10 protein-coding genes are annotated in these 18231 nt (G+C 75.1%); 2 read left to right on the forward strand and 8 right to left on the reverse strand.

The annotated features are described in order from the left end of the window. Window positions 1-12: 12 nt before the first annotated feature. The 4 genes from ABZ641_RS04900 to ABZ641_RS04915 all read right to left on the reverse strand — a co-directional run bounded on the left by ABZ641_RS04900 (window position 13) and on the right by ABZ641_RS04915 (window position 5759). Window positions 13-1407, reverse strand: a complete 1395-nt coding sequence (locus ABZ641_RS04900; protein ID WP_359979213.1) for a dipeptidase — start codon at window positions 1405-1407, stop codon at window positions 13-15. Between the two features lie 117 nt (window positions 1408-1524). Continuing rightward, window positions 1525-4374 (reverse strand): FtsX-like permease family protein, encoded by a 2850-nt coding sequence (locus ABZ641_RS04905; protein WP_359979216.1) that lies wholly within the window; start codon window positions 4372-4374, stop codon window positions 1525-1527. Next, window positions 4371-5138 (reverse strand): ABC transporter ATP-binding protein, encoded by a 768-nt coding sequence (locus ABZ641_RS04910; RefSeq protein ID WP_344625580.1) that lies wholly within the window; start codon window positions 5136-5138, stop codon window positions 4371-4373. Before ABZ641_RS04910 ends, ABZ641_RS04905 begins: the two co-directional genes overlap by 4 nt. 21 nt (window positions 5139-5159) lie before the next feature. Next, window positions 5160-5759 carry a PadR family transcriptional regulator gene (locus tag ABZ641_RS04915; protein WP_344625581.1) on the reverse strand — a complete coding sequence of 200 codons (600 nt, stop codon included), beginning with the start codon at window positions 5757-5759 and terminating at the stop codon, window positions 5160-5162. Window positions 5760-5851: 92 nt separating this feature from the next. Here ABZ641_RS04915 and ABZ641_RS04920 point away from each other — a divergent pair, with 92 nt between their 5' ends. Next, on the forward strand, window positions 5852-6823 hold the full coding sequence (locus tag ABZ641_RS04920) for an endonuclease/exonuclease/phosphatase family protein (protein ID WP_359979219.1): 972 nt from the start codon (window positions 5852-5854) through the stop codon (window positions 6821-6823). Between the two features lie 37 nt (window positions 6824-6860). Here the strand turns inward: ABZ641_RS04920 and ABZ641_RS04925 are convergent, their stop codons facing one another. From ABZ641_RS04925 to ABZ641_RS04940, 4 genes are all read right to left on the reverse strand, one after another. Further along, window positions 6861-7994 (reverse strand): PP2C family protein-serine/threonine phosphatase, encoded by a 1134-nt coding sequence (locus ABZ641_RS04925; RefSeq protein ID WP_359979222.1) that lies wholly within the window; start codon window positions 7992-7994, stop codon window positions 6861-6863. A 258-nt stretch (window positions 7995-8252) separates the two neighbouring features. Continuing rightward, window positions 8253-11459, reverse strand: coding sequence for an ATP-dependent DNA helicase (locus ABZ641_RS04930; RefSeq protein ID WP_359979225.1), 3207 nt, complete (start codon window positions 11457-11459; stop codon window positions 8253-8255). Between the two features lie 103 nt (window positions 11460-11562). After that, window positions 11563-14841 carry an ATP-dependent DNA helicase gene (locus ABZ641_RS04935; RefSeq protein WP_359979228.1) on the reverse strand — a complete coding sequence of 1093 codons (3279 nt, stop codon included), beginning with the start codon at window positions 14839-14841 and terminating at the stop codon, window positions 11563-11565. Between the two features lie 186 nt (window positions 14842-15027). Next, entirely contained in the window at window positions 15028-15366 is a 339-nt protein-coding gene (locus ABZ641_RS04940) for an MGMT family protein (RefSeq protein WP_344625586.1), read from the reverse strand. A gap of 134 nt (window positions 15367-15500) precedes the next feature. Between ABZ641_RS04940 and ABZ641_RS04945 the strand changes: the two genes are divergently transcribed. After that, a complete protein-coding gene (locus ABZ641_RS04945) occupies window positions 15501-18164 on the forward strand; it encodes a lysylphosphatidylglycerol synthase transmembrane domain-containing protein (protein ID WP_344625587.1) in 2664 nt (887 codons plus the stop codon). The last annotated feature ends 67 nt before the right edge of the window (window positions 18165-18231 follow it).

Raw genomic sequence — 18231 nt, forward strand, 5'->3', positions numbered from 1 at the left:
TCGTCACCCGGCTCACGGCCGGGTCCCGGCCAGCTCGCCCCACAGGTACGCCGAGGTCTCGACGCCCTTGCGCAGCAGGTCCAGCTCCACCTTCTCGTTGACGGAATGCCAGCCGTCCGAGGGCACCGAGATGCCCAGGAACAGCACCGGCGCCCCGAGCACGTCCTGCAGGTCCGCGGCGGGGCCGGAGCCGCCCTCCCGGGTGAACAGGACCTTCTGCTCGAAGGCCCGGCCCATGGCCCGGACGACCGCCTGCAGCGCCGGGTGGTCCAGCGGCGTCAGGCAGGGCCGGGTCGCGCCGGGGAAGGCGATCTCGTAGCGGATGCCCTCCGGCACCTGCTCGGCCACCCAGGCGCGCACGGCCTCCCGGACCTTCTCCACCTCCTGGCCGGCGACCAGCCGGAAGGAGAGCTTGAGGTGGGCCTCGGACGGCACGATCGTCTTGCCGCCGGGCCCGGTGTAGCCGCCCCAGACGCCGTTGACCTCGGCCGTCGGACGGGCCCAGATCCGCTCCAGGGTGGAGTAGCCGGCCTCGCCCTGGGTGCCGTACGACTTGGCGACCCGCAGCCACTGCGCCTCGTCGAAGGGCAGCTCGGCGAAGAGCTCGCGCTCGCGGTCGGTCAGCTCGACCACGCCGTCGTAGAAGCCGGGGACGGCGACCCTGCGGTCCGCGTCGTGCAGGGCGGCGGCCAGCGAGGCGGCCACCTCGGCCGGGTTGGGCACGGCGCCGCCGAACGAGCCGGAGTGGATGTCGGTGTCCGGGCCGAAGAAGTCGATCTGACAGTCGGCCAGGCCGCGCATGCCGGTGCAGACGGTCGGCTGGGTCTCGGACCACATGCCGGTGTCCGAGATGACCACCACGTCGGCGGCGAGCCGCTCGGCCTCGCGGCGCACCAGGGCGGCGAAGTTCGGCGAGCCGGACTCCTCCTCGCCCTCGATCAGCAGCTTGAGGTTGACCGCGGGGGCGGTGCGGCCGGTGGCGGCGAGGTGGGCGCGCACCCCGAGGGTGTGGAAGAAGACCTGGCCCTTGTCGTCGGCCGCGCCGCGGGCGAACAGCCGCCGGCCGACCACGGTCGGGGTGAACGGCTCGGTCTCCCAGCCGTCCTCCTTCGTGGCCGGCTGCACGTCGTGGTGCCCGTAGACCAGCACGGTCGGCGCGGACGCGTCCCCGGAGGGCCACTCGGCGAACACCGCGGGCAGCCCGTCGGTCTCCCACACCTCGGCCACCGGGAAGCCGGTGCTGCGCAGCGCCCCGGCCAGCCACTCGGCCGAGCGGCGGACGTCGCCGGCCCGGTCCGGGTCGGCGGAGACGGAGGGGATGCTCAGCCAGTCGGAGAGTTCCCGCAGGAATGCGGGCTCGTGCTCGTCGATGTAGGAGCGGACGACGCTGTCCGGGGTTTTCGTCATACGGACGACTTTAGTTCGCCCGGACGGGTGCGCGCCCCGCCCCGGTGCAGCAGCCGCCCGTAACCTCGGTCACCTCCCGCGCCGGACGGGGCGGGAGGTGACCGGGGTGGGGGCGGGTCAGGCGGTGCGGCGGCCGAGCACCAGCCGGGAGCGGGTGAACAGCATCGCCAGCCCCACGGCCAGCAGCGGCAGACCGACCAGGGTGACCGCGAGGTCCGTCCACGGGAAGGCGATCACGGCGTGGGCGGGCTTGATCATCCCGTACTGCGAGCTGTAGACCGCGGACGCCTCCATCTTGCGCAGGGCGACCGCCGGGATCACGCCGCAGACCGTGCCGAGCACGGTGCCCATCGCGGCGATCACCCCGCACTGGAAGCCGGACAGCCGGCGCCGGATGCCGCCGGTGGCGCCGACCGCGGCCAGGGTGGCCAGGTCGCGCTGCGAGTCGGCGGCGGCGAGACCGGTCGCGATGCCGGCGGCGCCGAGGGCGACCACGCCGGCGAAGCCGGTCAGGGCGAGCCCGGTGAGGGTCTGCTGCGAGCGGTAGCCGCGCTCGACCGTGACGGCGACGCCGTCGTCCAGCTTGGCCACCGCGGCGGACGCCTTCTGCTCCGCGCCGTCGGAGGGCGCCGCGGCCGGCCGCCAGACGCTGCCGGCCGGACGGGTGCTCAGGCCGAGCCGCTTGGCGGTCTCCGGGCTGACCAGCGCCTGGGCGGCCGGCGTCTCCGGCGCGGTGTAGACGGCGTCGACGGTGACGTGGTGCACGGTGGGCTTGCCGCTCGGCGCGGGGCTGAGGACGTCCTCCTTGGTCTCCGTCTGCTCCACCGTCAGGTCGAGGGTGATCTTCCCGTCCTTGATCAGCTTCCGGTCGAAGACCACCGCCCTGCCCTCGGCGAGCGCCTGCTCGGCGGCCGTGTCCCGCACGCCGAACATGTTGTGCAGCACGGTCGCGTCGCCGGCCGGGACGTAGCCGGCCATGCTGCCGTAGGTCGGCTCGTCGGCGCAGCGCCGGTCCTCGCGGAGGATCCGCTGGACCTCGTCGGTCGACATGCTGCCGCCTTCGACGTCCGGGTCCCGGACCGGGCAGCGCAGTTCCTTGGGGACGGACACCTCGACCCAGCCGCAGGACCGCTGCTGGCAGTTGCTGCCGTACTGGGTGGACAGCGGGTCGGCGCGCGGGCCGATGTCGGGGATGGACCGCTCGACGGCGGAGCGCAGGGCGGTCAGGTCGGCCGTGACGGTGCCCGGACCCTGGTCCGCCATCAGCCGGACGGACCCGGCGGGCAGTTCGGCCCGGTACTGCTGCCGCTGCTCCAGGTCGGAGCTGGCGGTGTAGATGCCGACCGCGACGGAGCCGGCGACCGCGGCCATCACGGCGGCGACGGCGGGGGCGGTGCGGCCGCGGTGGCGGACGGCGTCGCGCAGCGCGAGGCGGGGGCTGAGCGGCAGGTGGCGGCCGAGCCGGCCGAACAGGCCGACCAGCATCGGGGTGCAGGCGATCATGCCGAGTTCGGCGAGCGCCGATCCGCCGAGGGTGCCGAGGGTGCGGCCGGCGGCGCCGGTGAAGGTGCCGAGCAGGGCGAGCGCGGCACCGATGCCGACCACCACCAGGCCGACGACGGCGAGCTTGCGGCTCGGGGGCCGGACGGAGCCGCGGCCGGTGAGCGCCTCGACGACGTCCGTCCGGGCGGCCTGGAAGGCCGGGACGACCGCCGCGAGCAGGCCGGTGACCAGGCCGATCAGGGCGATGCAGAGCAGGTCCAGCGGCTGCAGGTCGAGGTGGCCGAAGCGCTGTCCGGCGGCCTCCTCCGCCCACGGGCGGAGCACCGCGACGGTGGCGACGGCGAGGACGACACCGACCACGGCGCCGGCCAGGCCGAGCACCAGGCCGCCGCCGAGCACCACGGCCCGGATGTGCGAGCGGTCTCCGCCGCCGGCGGCGAGCAGGCCGAGCTGGCGGCGCGAGCGGCGGGCGCCGACCGCGAAGGCGGGGCCGGCGAGCAGCACGATCTCCAGCAGCGCCATGCCGACGACGGTGCCGACGACGACCAGGCCGACCGTGTCGACGCCCCCGAAGCCGTGCTGGTCCATGTCGACGTAGTAGGGCACCTGGGCGCGCGGCGGCGGGTCCATGAGCACGGTGCGCGACGTCAGCCCGAGGCCGTACTTGTTGAGCTCCAGGACCTTCGGCCAGTCGAGGACGGCGCCGTGCGGCAGCTTGACGAGCCAGCGGTCGCCGCCGAAGCGGTCGCTCCGGTCGGCACCGCGGTTGGCGGCGTGCAGCGGGGCGACGAGCTCGCCCGGGCGGCCGATCAGGGTGACGGCCCCGAGCTCGCCGGGGAACTCGGCGACGGCGGTGATGTGGAAGGGCGTGCCGTCCAGGCCGTGCAGCACGGTGCGGTCGCCGACGTGCAGCCCGGACTTGTCGAGGAAGGTGCGGGTGGCGGCGATCTCGTGCGCGCCGCTCGGGGCCCGGCCCTCGACGACGTTCAGCCGGCCGCGCCAGATCGGGTCGGTCAGGTCGGCCTCGGTGGTGTCGACGCCGAGGCGGCCCTCCTTGCTGGTGGCGGAGGCGTTCTCGCCCGTCGGGAAGGGGACGAGCACGGTGCCCGGCGGCAGCAGTTCCCCGGCGAGGACCGCGGGATCGGTCTTCGCGCTGCGGACCTGCTCGGCGGTGGGCTTCTTGCCCTCCTCCACCGGGGCGCCCCAGCCGCCCTCCTCGGCGTTCGGCGGCTGGAGCACGATCGTGCCGCGGCCGAAGGAGTGCAGCAGTCCGTCGGCGGTGCCCATCACGCGGACGGCCTGCTCGCCGGGCTCCAGCTCGCCGCTGCGGTACATCACGTCGGCACCGGCCACGCCGAGCACCGGCAGGGCGATCATGGCGAGGACGAGGGCGCTGCGGCCCTTGGCCCGCATGGCGTCGCGGCGGGCTATCCGCATCGCGGCCCGCCAGGAACGGAGGCTCACTCGCCCGGCCCCTTCACGCTGTTGGTGGCGGCGGCGACCAGCAGGCTCGCCGCGTCGCGGCTGACGCTCTGGTCGACCAGCCGGCCGTCGCGCAGGAAGACCACGCGGTCCGCCCAGGCGGCGTGCCGGGCCTCGTGGGTGACCATCATGGCGGCGGCGCCGGCGTCGCAGCGGGCGCGCAGCACGGCGAGGACGGCCTCGCCGGTGGTGGAGTCGAGGGCGCCGGTGGGCTCGTCGGCGAGGACGAGGCGGCGATCGCCGATCAGGGCGCGGGCGATGGCGACGCGCTGCTGCTGGCCGCCGGACATGTCGTCGGGGAAGCGGTCGGCGAGCTCGGGGATGCCGAGCTCCTCCAGTGCGGCGAGCGCCTCGCGGCGGGCCGTCCGGCCGGAGACGCCGTCGAGCTCGCGCGGGAGGGAGATGTTCTCGGCGGCGGTGAGCGCCGGGATCAGGTTGTAGTCCTGGAAGACGTACCCGACCGAACGGCGCCGGACCTGGGCCTGCTGCTTGCGGGAGAGCTCGCCGAGCACGGCGCCCTCGACCAGCACGCGACCGGAGGTGGGGCTGTCCAGTCCGCCGGCCAGGGTCAGCAGGGTGGACTTGCCGGAGCCGGAGGGGCCCATCACGGCGACCAGCTCGCCGGGGTGGACGACCAGTTCGACGCCGCGCAGGGCGTGCACCTCGGCGGCGCCGTGGCCGTGCACGCGGCTGACCTGGTCGAGGTGCAGCACGGGCGGCCGCGGTTCGGTGTGGGTGGTGCTCATGCTTCCCCCTGCTGTGGTGGGTCAGATGCGGGACCGGCGCGACCGGCCCGTGGTGGTGGCGGGCGGCGCGGGTGCGGGCGCCGGGACGGATCGGGAGGCGTGCTGGGCGAGACGGCTCTCGCAGTGGTCCAGCCAGCGGATCTCCGCCTCGGTCTGGAAGATCAGCTGCTCCAGGACGAGCAGCCAGGCGAGGTCGTTCTGCTGCTCGCCCGCGGTGAGCGCCTGGGCCTTGAGCCGGGTGTAGTCCTGCAGCGCCTTCATGCTGTGTCGGCGCTGGGACTGCACCACGGCCTGGACGTCGACGCCGGGGACGCCGACGGCCATCGCCAGCTTGATCGCGAGTTCGTCGCGGGGCGGATTGGTCCGGGGCACCGGGGAGTCGAACCACTGGCGCAGTTCCGTGCGTCCTGCCTCGGTGACGGCGTAGAAGAGGTGGCCCTCGTCGTCCTCTCCGGCGGGCTCCACGAGCCCGTCGCGCTCCAGGCGCCCCAGCGTGGTGTACACCTGGCCGACGTTCAGCGGCCAGGTCGCACCGGTGCGGGCCTCGAACTCGGAGCGCAGCTGGTAGCCGTACCGGGGGCCCTGGTCGAGGAGGGCGAGGAGACCATGACGGATCGACATACCGAGTATGTATACCCGGTATGCCCCGGAGCCTCAAGCCCCGCCGCCCCGACCGGGCGGTCCGGGGCCGGACAGCGGGTACGGTCGGGGATGTGAGCCAGCTGCGCATCGCCACCTTCAACCTGCTCCACGGTCAGCCGCTCGCCGTCGACGGGGCGCCGCTGCCCTACCCGGCCGAGCCCGGCGCCCCGCTCGGCGACGCGATCGCCGAACTCGACGCGGACGTCCTCGCCCTGCAGGAGGTCGACCGCCACCAGGAGCGCTCCGGCCTGGTCGACCAGGCCGCCGTCGCCGCCAAGGCGATGGGCGCCGCCGACTGGCGCTTCGCCGCCGCCCTGCACGGCCGACCCGCACCGCTGGCCGGCTGGCTGACCGACCCGGCGATGACCTCGCTGCAGGTCTACGGCCCCGCCGAGGTGGACACCGCCATCGGCCTGCCCTCCTACGGCACCGCCCTGCTGACCCGCCTTCCGGTCCGGCACTGGCGGGCCCGCCGGTTCGCCCCGGCACCGTTCGGCCTGCCGCTGCGGGTCGCCGGACGCCGCGGGCTGACCCCCGTCCCGGACGAGCCGCGGGCCGCGCTGGCCGCCGTGCTCGAGGGCCGGCACGGGCCGTTCACCGTGGTCGCCGCGCACCTGTCCTTCGTGCCCGGCTGGAACGTCTCGCAGCTGGCCGCGATCCGCCGCTGGATCGCCGACCTGCCCCGGCCCTACCTGGTGCTCGGCGACTTCAACCTGATCGGGGCCGTCCCGCGGACGGTGCTCGGCGGGGCCGCCGCACTGGACCGCACCACCGCCCGGGAACGGGTCCGCGAGGCCCGGGCCGCCCGCCGCACCCGGCTCGAACAGGACGGCGGCCGGCGGCGCCGGGTCCGCGAGCCGCGGCCCCGCCCGCAGGGCTGGTACGACCTGGCGCGCACCCCCACCTACCCGTCCCACAAGCCGGCCGTGCAGTTCGACCACGTCCTCGCCGTCGGCGTCCCCCGCACCGCCGTCGGCCCCGCCGCAGCCCCCCGCACCACCGTCTCCGACCACCGCCCCCTCGTCGTCGAGGTCGACCTGTAGAAGGCACCAGCACCTCAGGGGTGCTGCCCCTGGGGTACTAGACCCGCCCCGAGCCCTTGGCGAGCATGGGGCGGCCGCCCTGGACGGGAAGGTGCGGGCCGACCGGCTCGTACTGGAGGAGGAGCATCGCCGCGTCGTCCCCGAGCTTGTGCCCGACGTGCCGCACCACGTCCTGGTGCACGTTCCGCAGCACCTCGACCGGGCACCCGGTCGCACAGTGCGGCAGCCGGTCGGTGAGCGGGTAGAACGCTCCGCCGCCGTCCCGGGCCTCGATCACGCCGTCGGTGTAGAGCAGCACCCGGTCGCCGGGCCGCAGCGGCAGCCGCTGCACGGGCGGCCGGACGTCCGCCGGGTCGAGCACGCCGAGCGGCGGGACGGGTTCGGCGGGCTCCAGCAGGGCGACGCCCTCGCCGGTGCGCAGCAGGACGGGTGCGGGGTGTCCGCAGTTGACGACCTCCGCGGTGCCGTCGGAACGGATCCCGATCAGCACGAGGGTGACGAACTCCTCCTCGATGCCGGGGTGGTCGTTCTCGTGCAGGGCGCGGTCGAGGCTGACGGCGAGCCAGCCGGCGACCCGGTCCAGCGAGGCCTCCTGGTGGGCGGCCTCGCGGAAGGCGCCGAGCACCGCGGCGGCGGTCTCCACGGCGGCGAGGCCCTTGCCGCGGACGTCGCCGACCACCGCGCGCACCCCGTGCCGGGTGTTGACCACCTCGTAGAGGTCGCCGCCGATCGAGGCGTGCGCGTGCGCCGCCGCGTAGTGCACGGCGGCGCGGACGCTGCCGACCCGGTCGGGGACGGGCCGCAGCAGCACCCGGCGGGCGATCTCGGCGACGAGCTGGGCCTCGGCGAGGGCGAGCTCCTGGCGGAGCCTCAGCGTGGTGGAGACCCAGCCGATGCCGGCGACCAGGGCGATCGCGAAGACGGTCGCGCTGTGCACCGACTCGCCGAGCACGTCGTTGTAGCCGGCCATCAGGAAGGCGGCCAGCTCGGTCAGCACGCCGATGAGCAGCGGGTACCAGGTGCGCCGGCTGACGACGGCGGCGAGCGCCGGGACGGCGGTGAGCGCGGGCTCGACCGTCACCTCGGTGTTGCTGAAGAAGTCCAGGGAGACCACCAGCGCCATGCCGATGAACGGCAGCGCCAGTGCGGTTCTCGGCCAGGTGCCCGTCACCGTGCCTGGGTCTGCCCCCGGGGTGGGCCCCGCGAGCCGGTCTCTGATCCATCCGGTCGCGCTCAACGTCGGTCTCTCCAGCAGAAGGTGGCCGGTGCCAGGGGACACCTGCGGTGATGACGGAGGGTCAGGGGGCTGTGGCCCCCGTATGCGGCCGGAGTACGGGGTTGACCGGTTACCGACCCCACAATAGGTGCGAAAAGTGCACAGTGCACAGATTTCGCACGATCCCGTGACGGCTTGAATGCTCTGCGTGACTCATTCTTCACTATTCCCGATCAGGAGCCTGGTCAACTCTTTTCGGTCAGGAAGTCCTGCGGGTCTGACGACCCGGCCGCTGCGGACGTACAGGAACGCCGCACTGACCTGCTCCGGCTCGACGCCCGCCCGCTCGGCCCAGGCCAGCCGGTAGATGGCGAGCTGCAGGGGGTCCGCGGTCTCCTCGCGGTGGGTCTTCCAGTCGACCACTTCGTAGCGCCAGGGGTGCGGTGACCCTGAGCCACCGTCACGCTCCCGGTAGACCGCGTCGATCCGGCCGCGCACCACGCGTCCCGCCAGCAGCAGCTGGAACGGCGCCTCGATCCGGTACGGCACCCGGTCCGCGTACGGGCTGCGCAGGAACGCCTCCTTGAGCCCGGCGAGGTCCCGCTCGTCCTCGATGCCGTCCTCGTCGGCGCCGGGCAGCGCGTCCGGCTCCAGGAGCAGCAGTTCCTCGGTCTCGAAGCGGGACTGCACCCAGCTGTGGAAGCGCGTGCCGCGGCGGGCGGCCGGCTGCGGCGGCCGGGGCATCGGCCGGGCGAGCTCCCTGGCGAAGCCGTCCGGGTCGGCGGCCAGCCGCATCACCTGCGAGGCCGAGAGCGAGGCGGGCAGCGGCACTTCGCGCACGGAGCGCCTGGCCCGGGCCAGCTCGCCGAGCAGTGCGTCCAGGTCCCGGTCCCAGGAGGCGACGAGCCGGGCGTCCTCCGGGGCCATCTCCTCGGGCTCGGCCGGCGGCGCCCCGGCGAGCCGGTGCCGGACGACCTCGGCCACCCGGCGGCGGGCCCGCTGGGCGGCCGCGTCCAGCGGCAGCGGCCAGGGCGTCTCCAGCGAGCGGGCCAGCGCCGGGTTCTCCGCCTCCGGCAGGGGCTCCTCCGCCCACGCCTCGACCTCGCCGTTGCCCGGCGACGCGCAGTGCTCGCGCAGCTCGACCAGGAAGTCCGACGGGCCGCGGCGGCGCTTCTGGTTCGGCCCCCACCAGTGCCCGGAGGCGAGCAGCAGCTCCCGGGGGCGGGTGAAGGCGACGTAGCCGAGCCGCAGCTCCTCCACCGCCGAGTGGTGGGCCATCTCCTTCTTGAACAGACCCATGCCCTTGGCCGTCCACGGCGGGTCGCCGGGCAGCGTGTCGGCGTCGCCGCGCAGTGCGTGCGGCAGCACCCGGCGGGTGCTCGTCCAGCGCTCGCGGCCCTGGCCGGACGGGAAGCCGCCCTTCACCAGGCCCGGCACCGCGACGACGTCCCACTCCAGGCCCTTGGACTTGTGCGCGGTCAGCACCTTCACGGTGTCCTCGCCGCCGGGCAGCCCGGCGTCCAGCCCCCGCTCGTACTCCTGCGCCGCCCGCAGGAAGGCCAGGAAGGCGGAGAGCCCCGGGTCGCCGTCCAGGTCGGCGAAGCCGGCCGCGATGTCCAGGAAGCCGTGCAGCGTCTCCCGGCGGCGGGCGGCCAGCGCGTGCGGCGAGGCCGACAGCTCGACCTCCAGGCCGGTCACCGCGAGGACCCGGTGCAGCACGTCCATCAGCGGCTCGGCCAGCGCCCGCCGCAGCTCCCGGACCTCCCGCGCCAGCCGGGCGAAGCGCACCCGGGCCTCCGGCGAGAACGGCAGCTCGTCGGGCTGCTCCGCCTCCAGGAAGGTCTCCAGCGCGTCGGCCAGCGACACCACCTCGGTCGGGTCGGTGCCCGCCACCGCCGCGGCCAGCGCATCGCCCTGCAGCCGCTCGGTGCGCACCAGCTCGGCGGCGCGGCGGCCCAGCAGCGCCAGGTCGCGGGGGCCGATCCGCCAGCGCGGACCGATCAGCAGCCGCACCAGCGCGGCGTTCGCCGTCGGGTCCTGCAGCACCTCGCAGACCGCCACCAGGTCCGCCACCTCGGGCAGCTGCAGCAGCCCGCCGAGGCCCACCACCTCGACCGGCACCTCCCGGGCGACCAGCGCCGCGTGCACGTCGGGGAAGGCCGCACCGCCCCGGCAGAGCACCGCGATCCGGCCGGGCGCCGTCCCGGTGCGCACCAGGTGCGCGATCCGGTCGGCCAGCCAGTCGATCTCCTCGGCGTGCGTCGGCAGCAGCGCGCAGCGCACGAAGCCGTCCGCCTCAGCCCCCGGGGCCGGGCGCAGCGCCTCCACGCCCTCGTGCATGGCCCGCAGGTCGGCCGCCAGGTGGTTGGCGAAGGCCAGCAGCCGGCCGCCGCTGCGGCGGTTCTCGCTCAGCGCGTAGCGGGCCGAGGCGGTGCCGTCCTCGCGCGGGAAGTGCACCGGGAAGTCGTCCAGGTTGGCCACCGAGGCGCCGCGCCAGCCGTAGATCGCCTGGCAGGGGTCGCCGACCGCGGTCACCGGGTGGCCGCTGCCGCCGCCGTCCGCGCCGAACAGGCCGGCCAGCATCAGCCGCTGCGCCACCGAGGTGTCCTGGTACTCGTCGAGCAGCACCACCCGGTACTGCTCGCGCAGCAGCCGGCCCACCTCCGGGCGCTCCTGCGCCAGCCGGGCCGAGGCGGCTATCTGGTCGCCGAAGTCCATCAGGCCGCCGGCCCGCTTGCGGCGCCGGTAGTCCTCCACCAGGTGCAGCAGCTCCTGGCGGGCCCGGGCGGCCTTCGGGACGGCCCGCAGGTCCTCGTTGGTCAGCTTCGCCGTCGCCAGGCCGTCCAGCAGCTCCTCGTCCCAGGCGCGCAGCCGCTCGGGCTGCACCAGGTGCTCGGCGAGTTCGGAGTCCAGCGCGATCAGGTCGGCGACCAGCGCCGAGAAGGTGCCGGTGAGCGCCGGGAACGGGCCTCGGGCGGAACGCAGCACCTTGGCCGCCAGCTGGAAGCGGGTCGCGTCCGCGAGCAGCCGGACGTCCGGCTCTATGCCCAGGCGCAGGCCGTGCTCCTTCAGCAGCCGGCCGGCGAAGGCGTGGTACGTCGAGATCTCCGGCTCGCCGAGGGACTCGGTGTCGTCCGGGTCGAGGACGCGGGCGCGGAGGAGGGCGGTGCGGACGCGCTCCGCGAGCTCACCGGCCGCCTTGTTGGTGAAGGTCAGGCCGAGCACCTGCTCCGGCGCGACCGCCCCCGAGCCGACCAGCCACACCACCCGGGCGGCCATCACCGTCGTCTTGCCGGAGCCCGCGCCGGCCACGATCACGGCGGGCTCCAGCGGGGCACCGATGGCCTGCATCTGCTCGGCGTTGAACGGAATGCCGAGCAGTTCCTTCAACTGGCCGGGGTCGTCGAGCACGGAACGCACCCCCCAACGCTAACCGGCCCCGCCGACATCCCGTACCGGCGCTCGGGGAGCAGCACCCCTGAATGGTCACCCCGACCAGGGGCTGCGCAGTTCCGCCCCCGGCTCAGTCGATCAGTTGGCGGCCGTCGCGTTGGGCGGAGCAGCTGCTGCGGAAGGCGCAGCGGCCGCAGCCGTCCCCCTGGGTGGGGACGAAGCGTTCGGCGAGGACGCGGCCGGCGGCGTCGGCGAGCAGGTTCTCGATCCAGGGTTCGCCGTCGGGCGGGGCCTGCTGCTGGACCTTGGGGGCTTCCTTGTCGGTCTTGCCGGGCTCGCGGAGGTGGACGAGTTCGGCCCCGCCGGAGGCGATCCCCTCGGGGACGCCGGGCAGCCCGTCGAGGGCGCCGTTGCGGACGGCGAGCTGGTAGACGGCGAGCTGCTTGTGATCGGGGAGGGACTTCTCGGTGGGGATCTGCTTGCCGGTCTTGAAGTCGACGACGTAGGCGCGGCCGCCGGCGTCCTGCTCGATGCGGTCCATGGAGCCGCGGATGCGGACGGCGACGCCGCCGACGGTGAGGGTGAGGTCGAAGCCGTGTTCGGTGGCGACGGTGGTGCGGCCGCGTTCGAGGACGTGCCAGTGCAGGAAGCGTTCGAGGGCGGCCCGGGCCTCGGTCTTCTCCTGGTGGGACTTCCAGGGGGCGTCGAAGGCGAGGGCGTCCCAGACGGTGTCGAGGCGTTCCATGAGGACGGCGAGGTCGGCGGGGGTGCGGCCGGAGCCGACCTCGTCGGCGAGGGCGTGCAGGACGTTGCCGAAGCCCTGGGCGGCGCTGGCGGTGCCGGCGGCCCGGACGTCCTTGTCGAGGAACCACTGGAGGGCGCAGCTGTCGAGTTGTTCGAGGCCGCTGCCGGAGAGCCGGACGGGGGTGTCCGGGGAGCGCAGCGGGTCGGGGGCGGCGGTCTGGTCGTGCAGGCCCCACCAGCGGTCGGGGTGGGCGGCGGGGACGAGCGGGGCGCCGTCCTCGTCGGTGGCCTCGGCGAGCCGGGCTAGGCGTTCGGCGGCGGCGCGGCGCAGCGCGGGCGGGCGGGCCGGGTCGACGGTGACGGCCCGGAGTTCGGCGACGAGTGCGGCGACGGCCAGCGGGCGGCGCGGGCGGTGGGTGATGTCGGCGACGGTGACCTGCGGGGTGCGGGAGCGGACCTTGCCGGTGCGCGGGTCGAGCTCCTCGCGGTAGAGCTCGCGCAGGAAGCGGGAGGGTTCGTCGCCGTCCTCGGCGGGGGCCTTGACGGCGGTGACGATCAGCCGGTCCTTGGCGCGGGTGGCGGCGGTGTAGAAGAGGCGGCGTTCCTCGCCGAGGAGGGCGGCCGGGGAGAGCGGTTCGGCGAGGCCGTCGCGGCCGATCCGGTCGGCCTCCAGCAGGGAGCCGCGGCGGCGGAGGTCGGGCCACAGGCCCTCCTGGACGCCGGCGACGACGACGAGGCGCCACTCCAGGCCCTTGGAGCGGTGGGCGGTCATCAGCCGGACGGCCTCGGGGCGGACGGTGCGCACGGTGAGGGTGTCGGCGGCGATGTCCTGGGCCTCCAGTTCGGCCAGGAACTCGGGGGCGCTGCGGTGGCCGGCGGCCTGGTCCTCGGCGCGGGCGGCGGTCTCGAAGAGCGCGCAGATCGCGTCGAGGTCGCGGTCGGCGTTGCGGGCGGCGGCGCCGCCGCGCAGGGCGGCCCGTTCCAGGCGTTCGCGCCAGCGGCGGCTGCCGTCCCAGAGCAGCCAGAGGGCCTCCTCGGCGCTGCCGCCGCCGGCGAGCAGTTCGCGGACCTTGCGCAGCAGGGTGCCGAGGTCGCGGGCGCGGCGGGCGGCGGCCGGCTCCATGGCGACGAGCCGCTCGGGCTCGACGAGGGCCTCGCGGAGGAGTTCCTCGGCGGGGCGGACGGCGGCCTGCTCGCCGCTGTCGCGGAGGGCGGCGCGTTCCTCCTCGCGCAGGGCGCGGCCGAGCCGGCGCAGGTCGGAGCCGTCGAGGCCGCCGAGCGGGCCGGTGAGCAGGGTGTGGGCGAGGTCGGGGGTGAGCCGGTCGAGGGGGTCGGCGCAGGTGCGCAGGGCGAGCAGCAGCGGGGCGACGGCGGGTTCCTCGCGCAGCGGCAGGTCGTCGCCGTCGATCTCCAGGGGCACGCCGGCGGCGGAGAGGGCGCGCCGGACGCCGGGGATGGAGCGGGCGCCGGCCCGGACCAGGACGGCCATCTCGCCCCAGGGGACGCCGTCCTCCAGGTGGGCGCGGCGCAGCAGGTCGGCGACGGAGTCGAGTTCGGCGCCCGGGGTCGGGTAGGTGTAGACCTCGACCCGGCCGCCCTCGCGGGAGGGCAGCAGGGCGCGGTGCTGGGCGAGCTTGTCGGCGGGCAGCCGGCCCATCGGCATCCGGCGGGCGAGTTCGCGGGTGGCGGCGAGCAGGACGGCGCCGGAGCGGCGGGAGACCCGCAGCACCTTGACCTCGGCGGGCCGGCCGTCGGCCTGCCGGAAGGTCCCCGGGAAGTCGAGGATGCCGTTGATGTCGGCGCCGCGGAAGGCGTAGATCGACTGGTCGGGGTCGCCGACCGCGACGAGGTCGCGGCCGCCGCCGGCGAGCCGGCGCAGCAGCCGCACCTGGGAGGGGTCGGTGTCCTGGTACTCGTCCACGAAGACGACGTCGTAGCGGGCGGCGAGCTGCTCGGCGGCCTCGGGGCGTTCGGCGAGCAGGACGGCGCGGTGGACGAGTTCGGCGTAGTCGAGGACGCCGCGCAGGTCGAGGACGTCGAGGTAGTCGGCGAGGAAGTGGGCGGCGGCGGCCCAGTCGGGCCGCTGGACGCCCTCGGCGAAGCGGGCCAGTTCGTCCTCGCCGAGGCCGAGCTCGCGGCTGCGGGCGAGCACGGCGCGGACCTCGTCGGCGAAGCCGCGGGTGGTGAGGCAGGCGCGCAGGTCGAGCGGCCAGGAGATGCGGCCGGTGCCGTCGCGGGCGTCCTCGGCGCCGCCGGCGAGCAGTTCGCGGACCATGACGTCCTGCTCGGGGCCGGAGAGCAGGCGCAGCGGTTCGGCGGCGTCCTCCTGCTCCTGGTGCTCGCGGAGCAGGGCGTAGCAGAAGGAGTGGAAGGTGGTGGCCTGCGGGGCGGCTCCGGCGGCGCCGATCCGGGCGGTCATCCGGTCGCGGAGCTCCATGGCCGCCTTACGGCTGAAGGTGAGGACGAGGATGCGGTCGGGGTCGGTGCCGGCGGCGATCCGCCGGGCGACCGCCTCGACCAGGGTGGTGGTCTTGCCGGTGCCCGGTCCGGCGAGGACCAGCAACGGCCCGCCGGCATGCTCGGCCACCGCCCGCTGGAACTCGTCCAGGGCGGGCGGGGCGGGCTGTGCGAGCGGGCTGCGCACCAGGCGGAAAGGGGAGGTCACTGCGGTCCAGGCGGTCGTGCGGCGGAGCTTCGGTTCTGCGGCCGGTCGGACGGGCGGTCCTGCCGGCGGCCGTGCGGGTGTCGGGCCGGCGGGGGTGTCGGGGACGGGGGCGGCCCCACCGAGCCTACGATCCTGCACCGACATGCCCCGCCCGCGCACCCGGTTCGGCGGATCCGGCGGCGCGGGTCAGCCGCCGTCCCAGCGGGCACGCCGCAGGTCGACCCGGGGTTCGCCGCCGACCTCGCGCAGCGGGGTGCCCTCGGCCCGGTACTCGGGCAGGGCGCGGTGCTCGTGGCCGGGCAGCGGCCGGCCGTCCGCCCGGATCACCCGCCACCAGGGCACTCCGCCGCCGTACAGTGACATGACCCGGCCCACCTGGCGTGGGCCGCCCTGGCCGAGGTACTCGGCGACGTCCCCGTACGTCATGACCCGGCCGGGCGGGATGCGCTCGGTGAGGTCGAGCACGGCCTCGGCGAACGGCGGCAGCGCACCGTCGTCGGAGGTGGTGTCGTACTGCTGCGGCATTTCTCCCCATCCGGTCGATTCCTGGGCCCCCTGCGGGCGATCCGCCGCGCCCGATCGGGCCCCTGTCCCACGCGAGGAGCCGCGGCATGGCAGCATCTTCGGGGCAGTGCGTGGGGATACGAGGACGAGACCAGATGACCGGGACGGCAGACGTGAACGTGGACAAGGGCTCCGACGAGTCCGCCACCGACCGGTCTGCGGGGCCCGAACCCGAACCGCCGACAGTCTCGCCGCAGCGGCAGGCGCCGGGCAAGGACGGGCACGACGACGCGCAGGACGGCCACGGGACGGGGGGTGGGACGACCGCGTCCGAGGAGCCGACCGGCGAACACCTGGCCGTCGACGAGCCGCTGCTCGCCGCCCGCGCCCACCGTCCGTCCGACCTGCTGCGCTTCATGGCCGGCGTGCTCGGCATCATCGCGGTCTTCGTGCTCGCCCAGGTCGCCGTGTCGACCACCACCGGCATCGAGACGGACATCTCGTCCAACGCCGACAAGGTGCCCGGCATGCTGTCGACCGTCGCGGCGCTGGGCTCCAGCGTGGCGGTGCTCGCGGTGCCGCTGGCCTTCGCGGTCGAGCGACTGATCAAGCGGGACGGCCTGCGGGTCGCCGACGGCGTGCTCGCCTCGGTGCTGGCCTACGGCGTCTCGCTGGGCATCGACTGGTGGGTCGCGGCGGGCGCGCCGCAGGCGATCCGGGACGCCCTGACCCAGGTGCCGCCCGGCGGCACCGAGACGCTCACCGACCCGGTGCACGGCTACCTGGCGCCGGTGATCGCCTACATGACGGCCGTCGGCATGTCGAGCCGGCCGCGCTGGCGGGTGGCGCTGTGGGTGGTGGTCGTCCTCAGCGGCGCCACCGAGCTGATCAGCGGCTACACCACCCCGCTGTCGCTGCTGCTCACCGTGCTCATCGGCTGGTCGGTGGCGTACGGCACGCTGTACGCGATCGGTTCGCCGAACATCCGGCCCACCGGCAAGCACCTGATGATCGGCCTGCGGAAGGTCGGCTTCACCCCGTCCGGCGCGCACCGCGCCCCCGACGCCCCGGGCGAGACCCGCCGCTACCTGGTCACCCAGTACGAGGGCGCGCTGCTGGACGTCCACATCATCGACCGCGAGCAGCAGGCCTCCGGCTTCTTCTACCGGGCGTGGCGGCGGATAAGGCTGCGTTCGGTGGCGGTGCGCCGCAGCCCGCAGTCGCTGCGCCAGGCGCTGGAGCAGGAGGCGCTGATCGCCTACGCGGCGGCCGCCTCGGGCGCCCGTGCCCCGCAGCTGGTCGCCACCTCCGAGCTCGGCCCGGACGCCGCGATCCTGGTCTACGAGAACGTGGCTGGCCGCACCCTCGACGAGCTCGCCGACGACGAGATCACCGACGACCTGATGGCCTCGCTCTGGGAGTCCGTCGCCGCGCTCCACGAGCGCCGGATCGCGCACCGCCGCCTCACCGGCGAGTCCCTGCTGGTCGTCGACGAGAAGACCGGCTGCCTGGTGAACCTCTCCGGCGGCGACATCGCGGCCGGCGACCTGACGCTGCGGATCGACATCGCCCAGCTGCTCACCACCTTCGCGCTGCGGGTCGGCCCGGAGCGCTCGGTGGACGTCGCCAACCGGGTGCTCGGCGCGGACCGGGTCGCCTCCGCGCTGCCGCTGCTGCAGCCGGTCGGACTGAGCCGCTCGACCCGGATCGACCTGCAGCGGATGACCAAGGAGCGCAAGGCCGCCGCGCAGGCGCTCGCCCTGGAGCAGGTCGCCGCCGGCGAGCGCACCCAGGAGCAGGCCGAGGAGGACATCGCGGCGGCCGGCGAGGACCTGCTCAGCCGGATCCGCCGGCAGATCCTGCAGATCGCCCCGGAGGCCCCGCTCGCCCCGGCCAGGCTGGAACGGCTCAAGCCGAAGACCCTGATCATGGTCATCGCGCTGACCTTCGCCGCCTACCTGGCGCTGACCACGATCCAGCCGGGCCAGCTCAAGCTCTCCCAGATGGACTGGGGCTGGGCCGCCCTCGCGCTGGCCGCCGCCGCCGCGACCTACGGCGCCGCGGCGATGAGCCTCACCGGCTTCGTCCCGGAGCGGCTGCCCTTCGGGCGGACGGTCGCCGCCCAGCTCGCCGGCTCCTTCGTGAAGCTGGTCGCGCCCGCCGCCATCGGCGGCATCGCGCTCAACACCCGTTACCTGCAGAAGGCCGGGATCCGCTCCGGGCAGGCGGTCGCCAGCGTCGGCGCCTCCCAGCTGGCCGGCCTCGGCGGGCACCTGCTGCTGCTGTTCAGCTTCGGCCTGATCACCGGGACGCAGAAGAACGGCGACCTCGGCGCCTCCCGGGCGGTGATCATCGGCGTGCTGTCGGCGGCGGTGCTCGCCCTGGTGGTGGCGGCCGTGGCGCCGCTGCGCCGCTTCGTGGTGACCCGGGTCCGCTCGCTGTTCTTCGGCGTGGTGCCGCGGATGCTCGACCTGATGCAGACGCCGTCCAAGCTGATCACCGGCTTCGGCGGCATCCTGCTGCTGACCCTGTCGTTCACCGCCTGCCTGTACGCCTCGGTACGGGCCTTCGGCGGCGAGATGAGCTACTCGGCGGTCGCCGTGGTCTTCCTGACCGCGAACGCGGCCGGATCGGCGATCCCCACCCCGGGCGGCATCGGCCCGGTCGAGATCGCCCTGATCGGTGCGCTGACGGTCGGCAACGTGCCGCCGTCGGCCGCCACCCCCGCGGTCTTCCTGTACCGCCTGCTGACCTTCTGGCTGCCGGTGCTGCCGGGCTGGATCTCGTACAACGTGCTGCAGCGCAGGGGCGCGCTGTAACGGCCCCCGACGTGCGGAAGGGCCCGCCCGGCGTGCTGCCGGGCGGGCCCTTCCGTCGGTCCGGACT

The sequence above is a fragment of the Kitasatospora sp. NPDC007106 genome (genome assembly GCF_040634455.1).
Lineage (GTDB): Bacteria > Actinomycetota > Actinomycetes > Streptomycetales > Streptomycetaceae > Kitasatospora > Kitasatospora arboriphila.

Excerpts from the sequence above, each read along its gene's own strand:
- ABZ641_RS04900 (WP_359979213.1), bottom strand. The coding sequence starts at position 1,407 with ATGACGAAAACCCCGGACAGCGTCGTCCGCTCCTACATCGACGAGCAC.
- ABZ641_RS04940 (WP_344625586.1), bottom strand. The coding sequence starts at position 15,366 with ATGCCGCAGCAGTACGACACCACCTCCGACGACGGTGCGCTGCCGCCG.
- ABZ641_RS04910 (WP_344625580.1), bottom strand. The coding sequence starts at position 5,138 with ATGAGCACCACCCACACCGAACCGCGGCCGCCCGTGCTGCACCTCGAC.
- ABZ641_RS04915 (WP_344625581.1), bottom strand. The coding sequence starts at position 5,759 with ATGTCGATCCGTCATGGTCTCCTCGCCCTCCTCGACCAGGGCCCCCGG.
- ABZ641_RS04945 (WP_344625587.1), top strand. The coding sequence starts at position 15,501 with ATGACCGGGACGGCAGACGTGAACGTGGACAAGGGCTCCGACGAGTCC.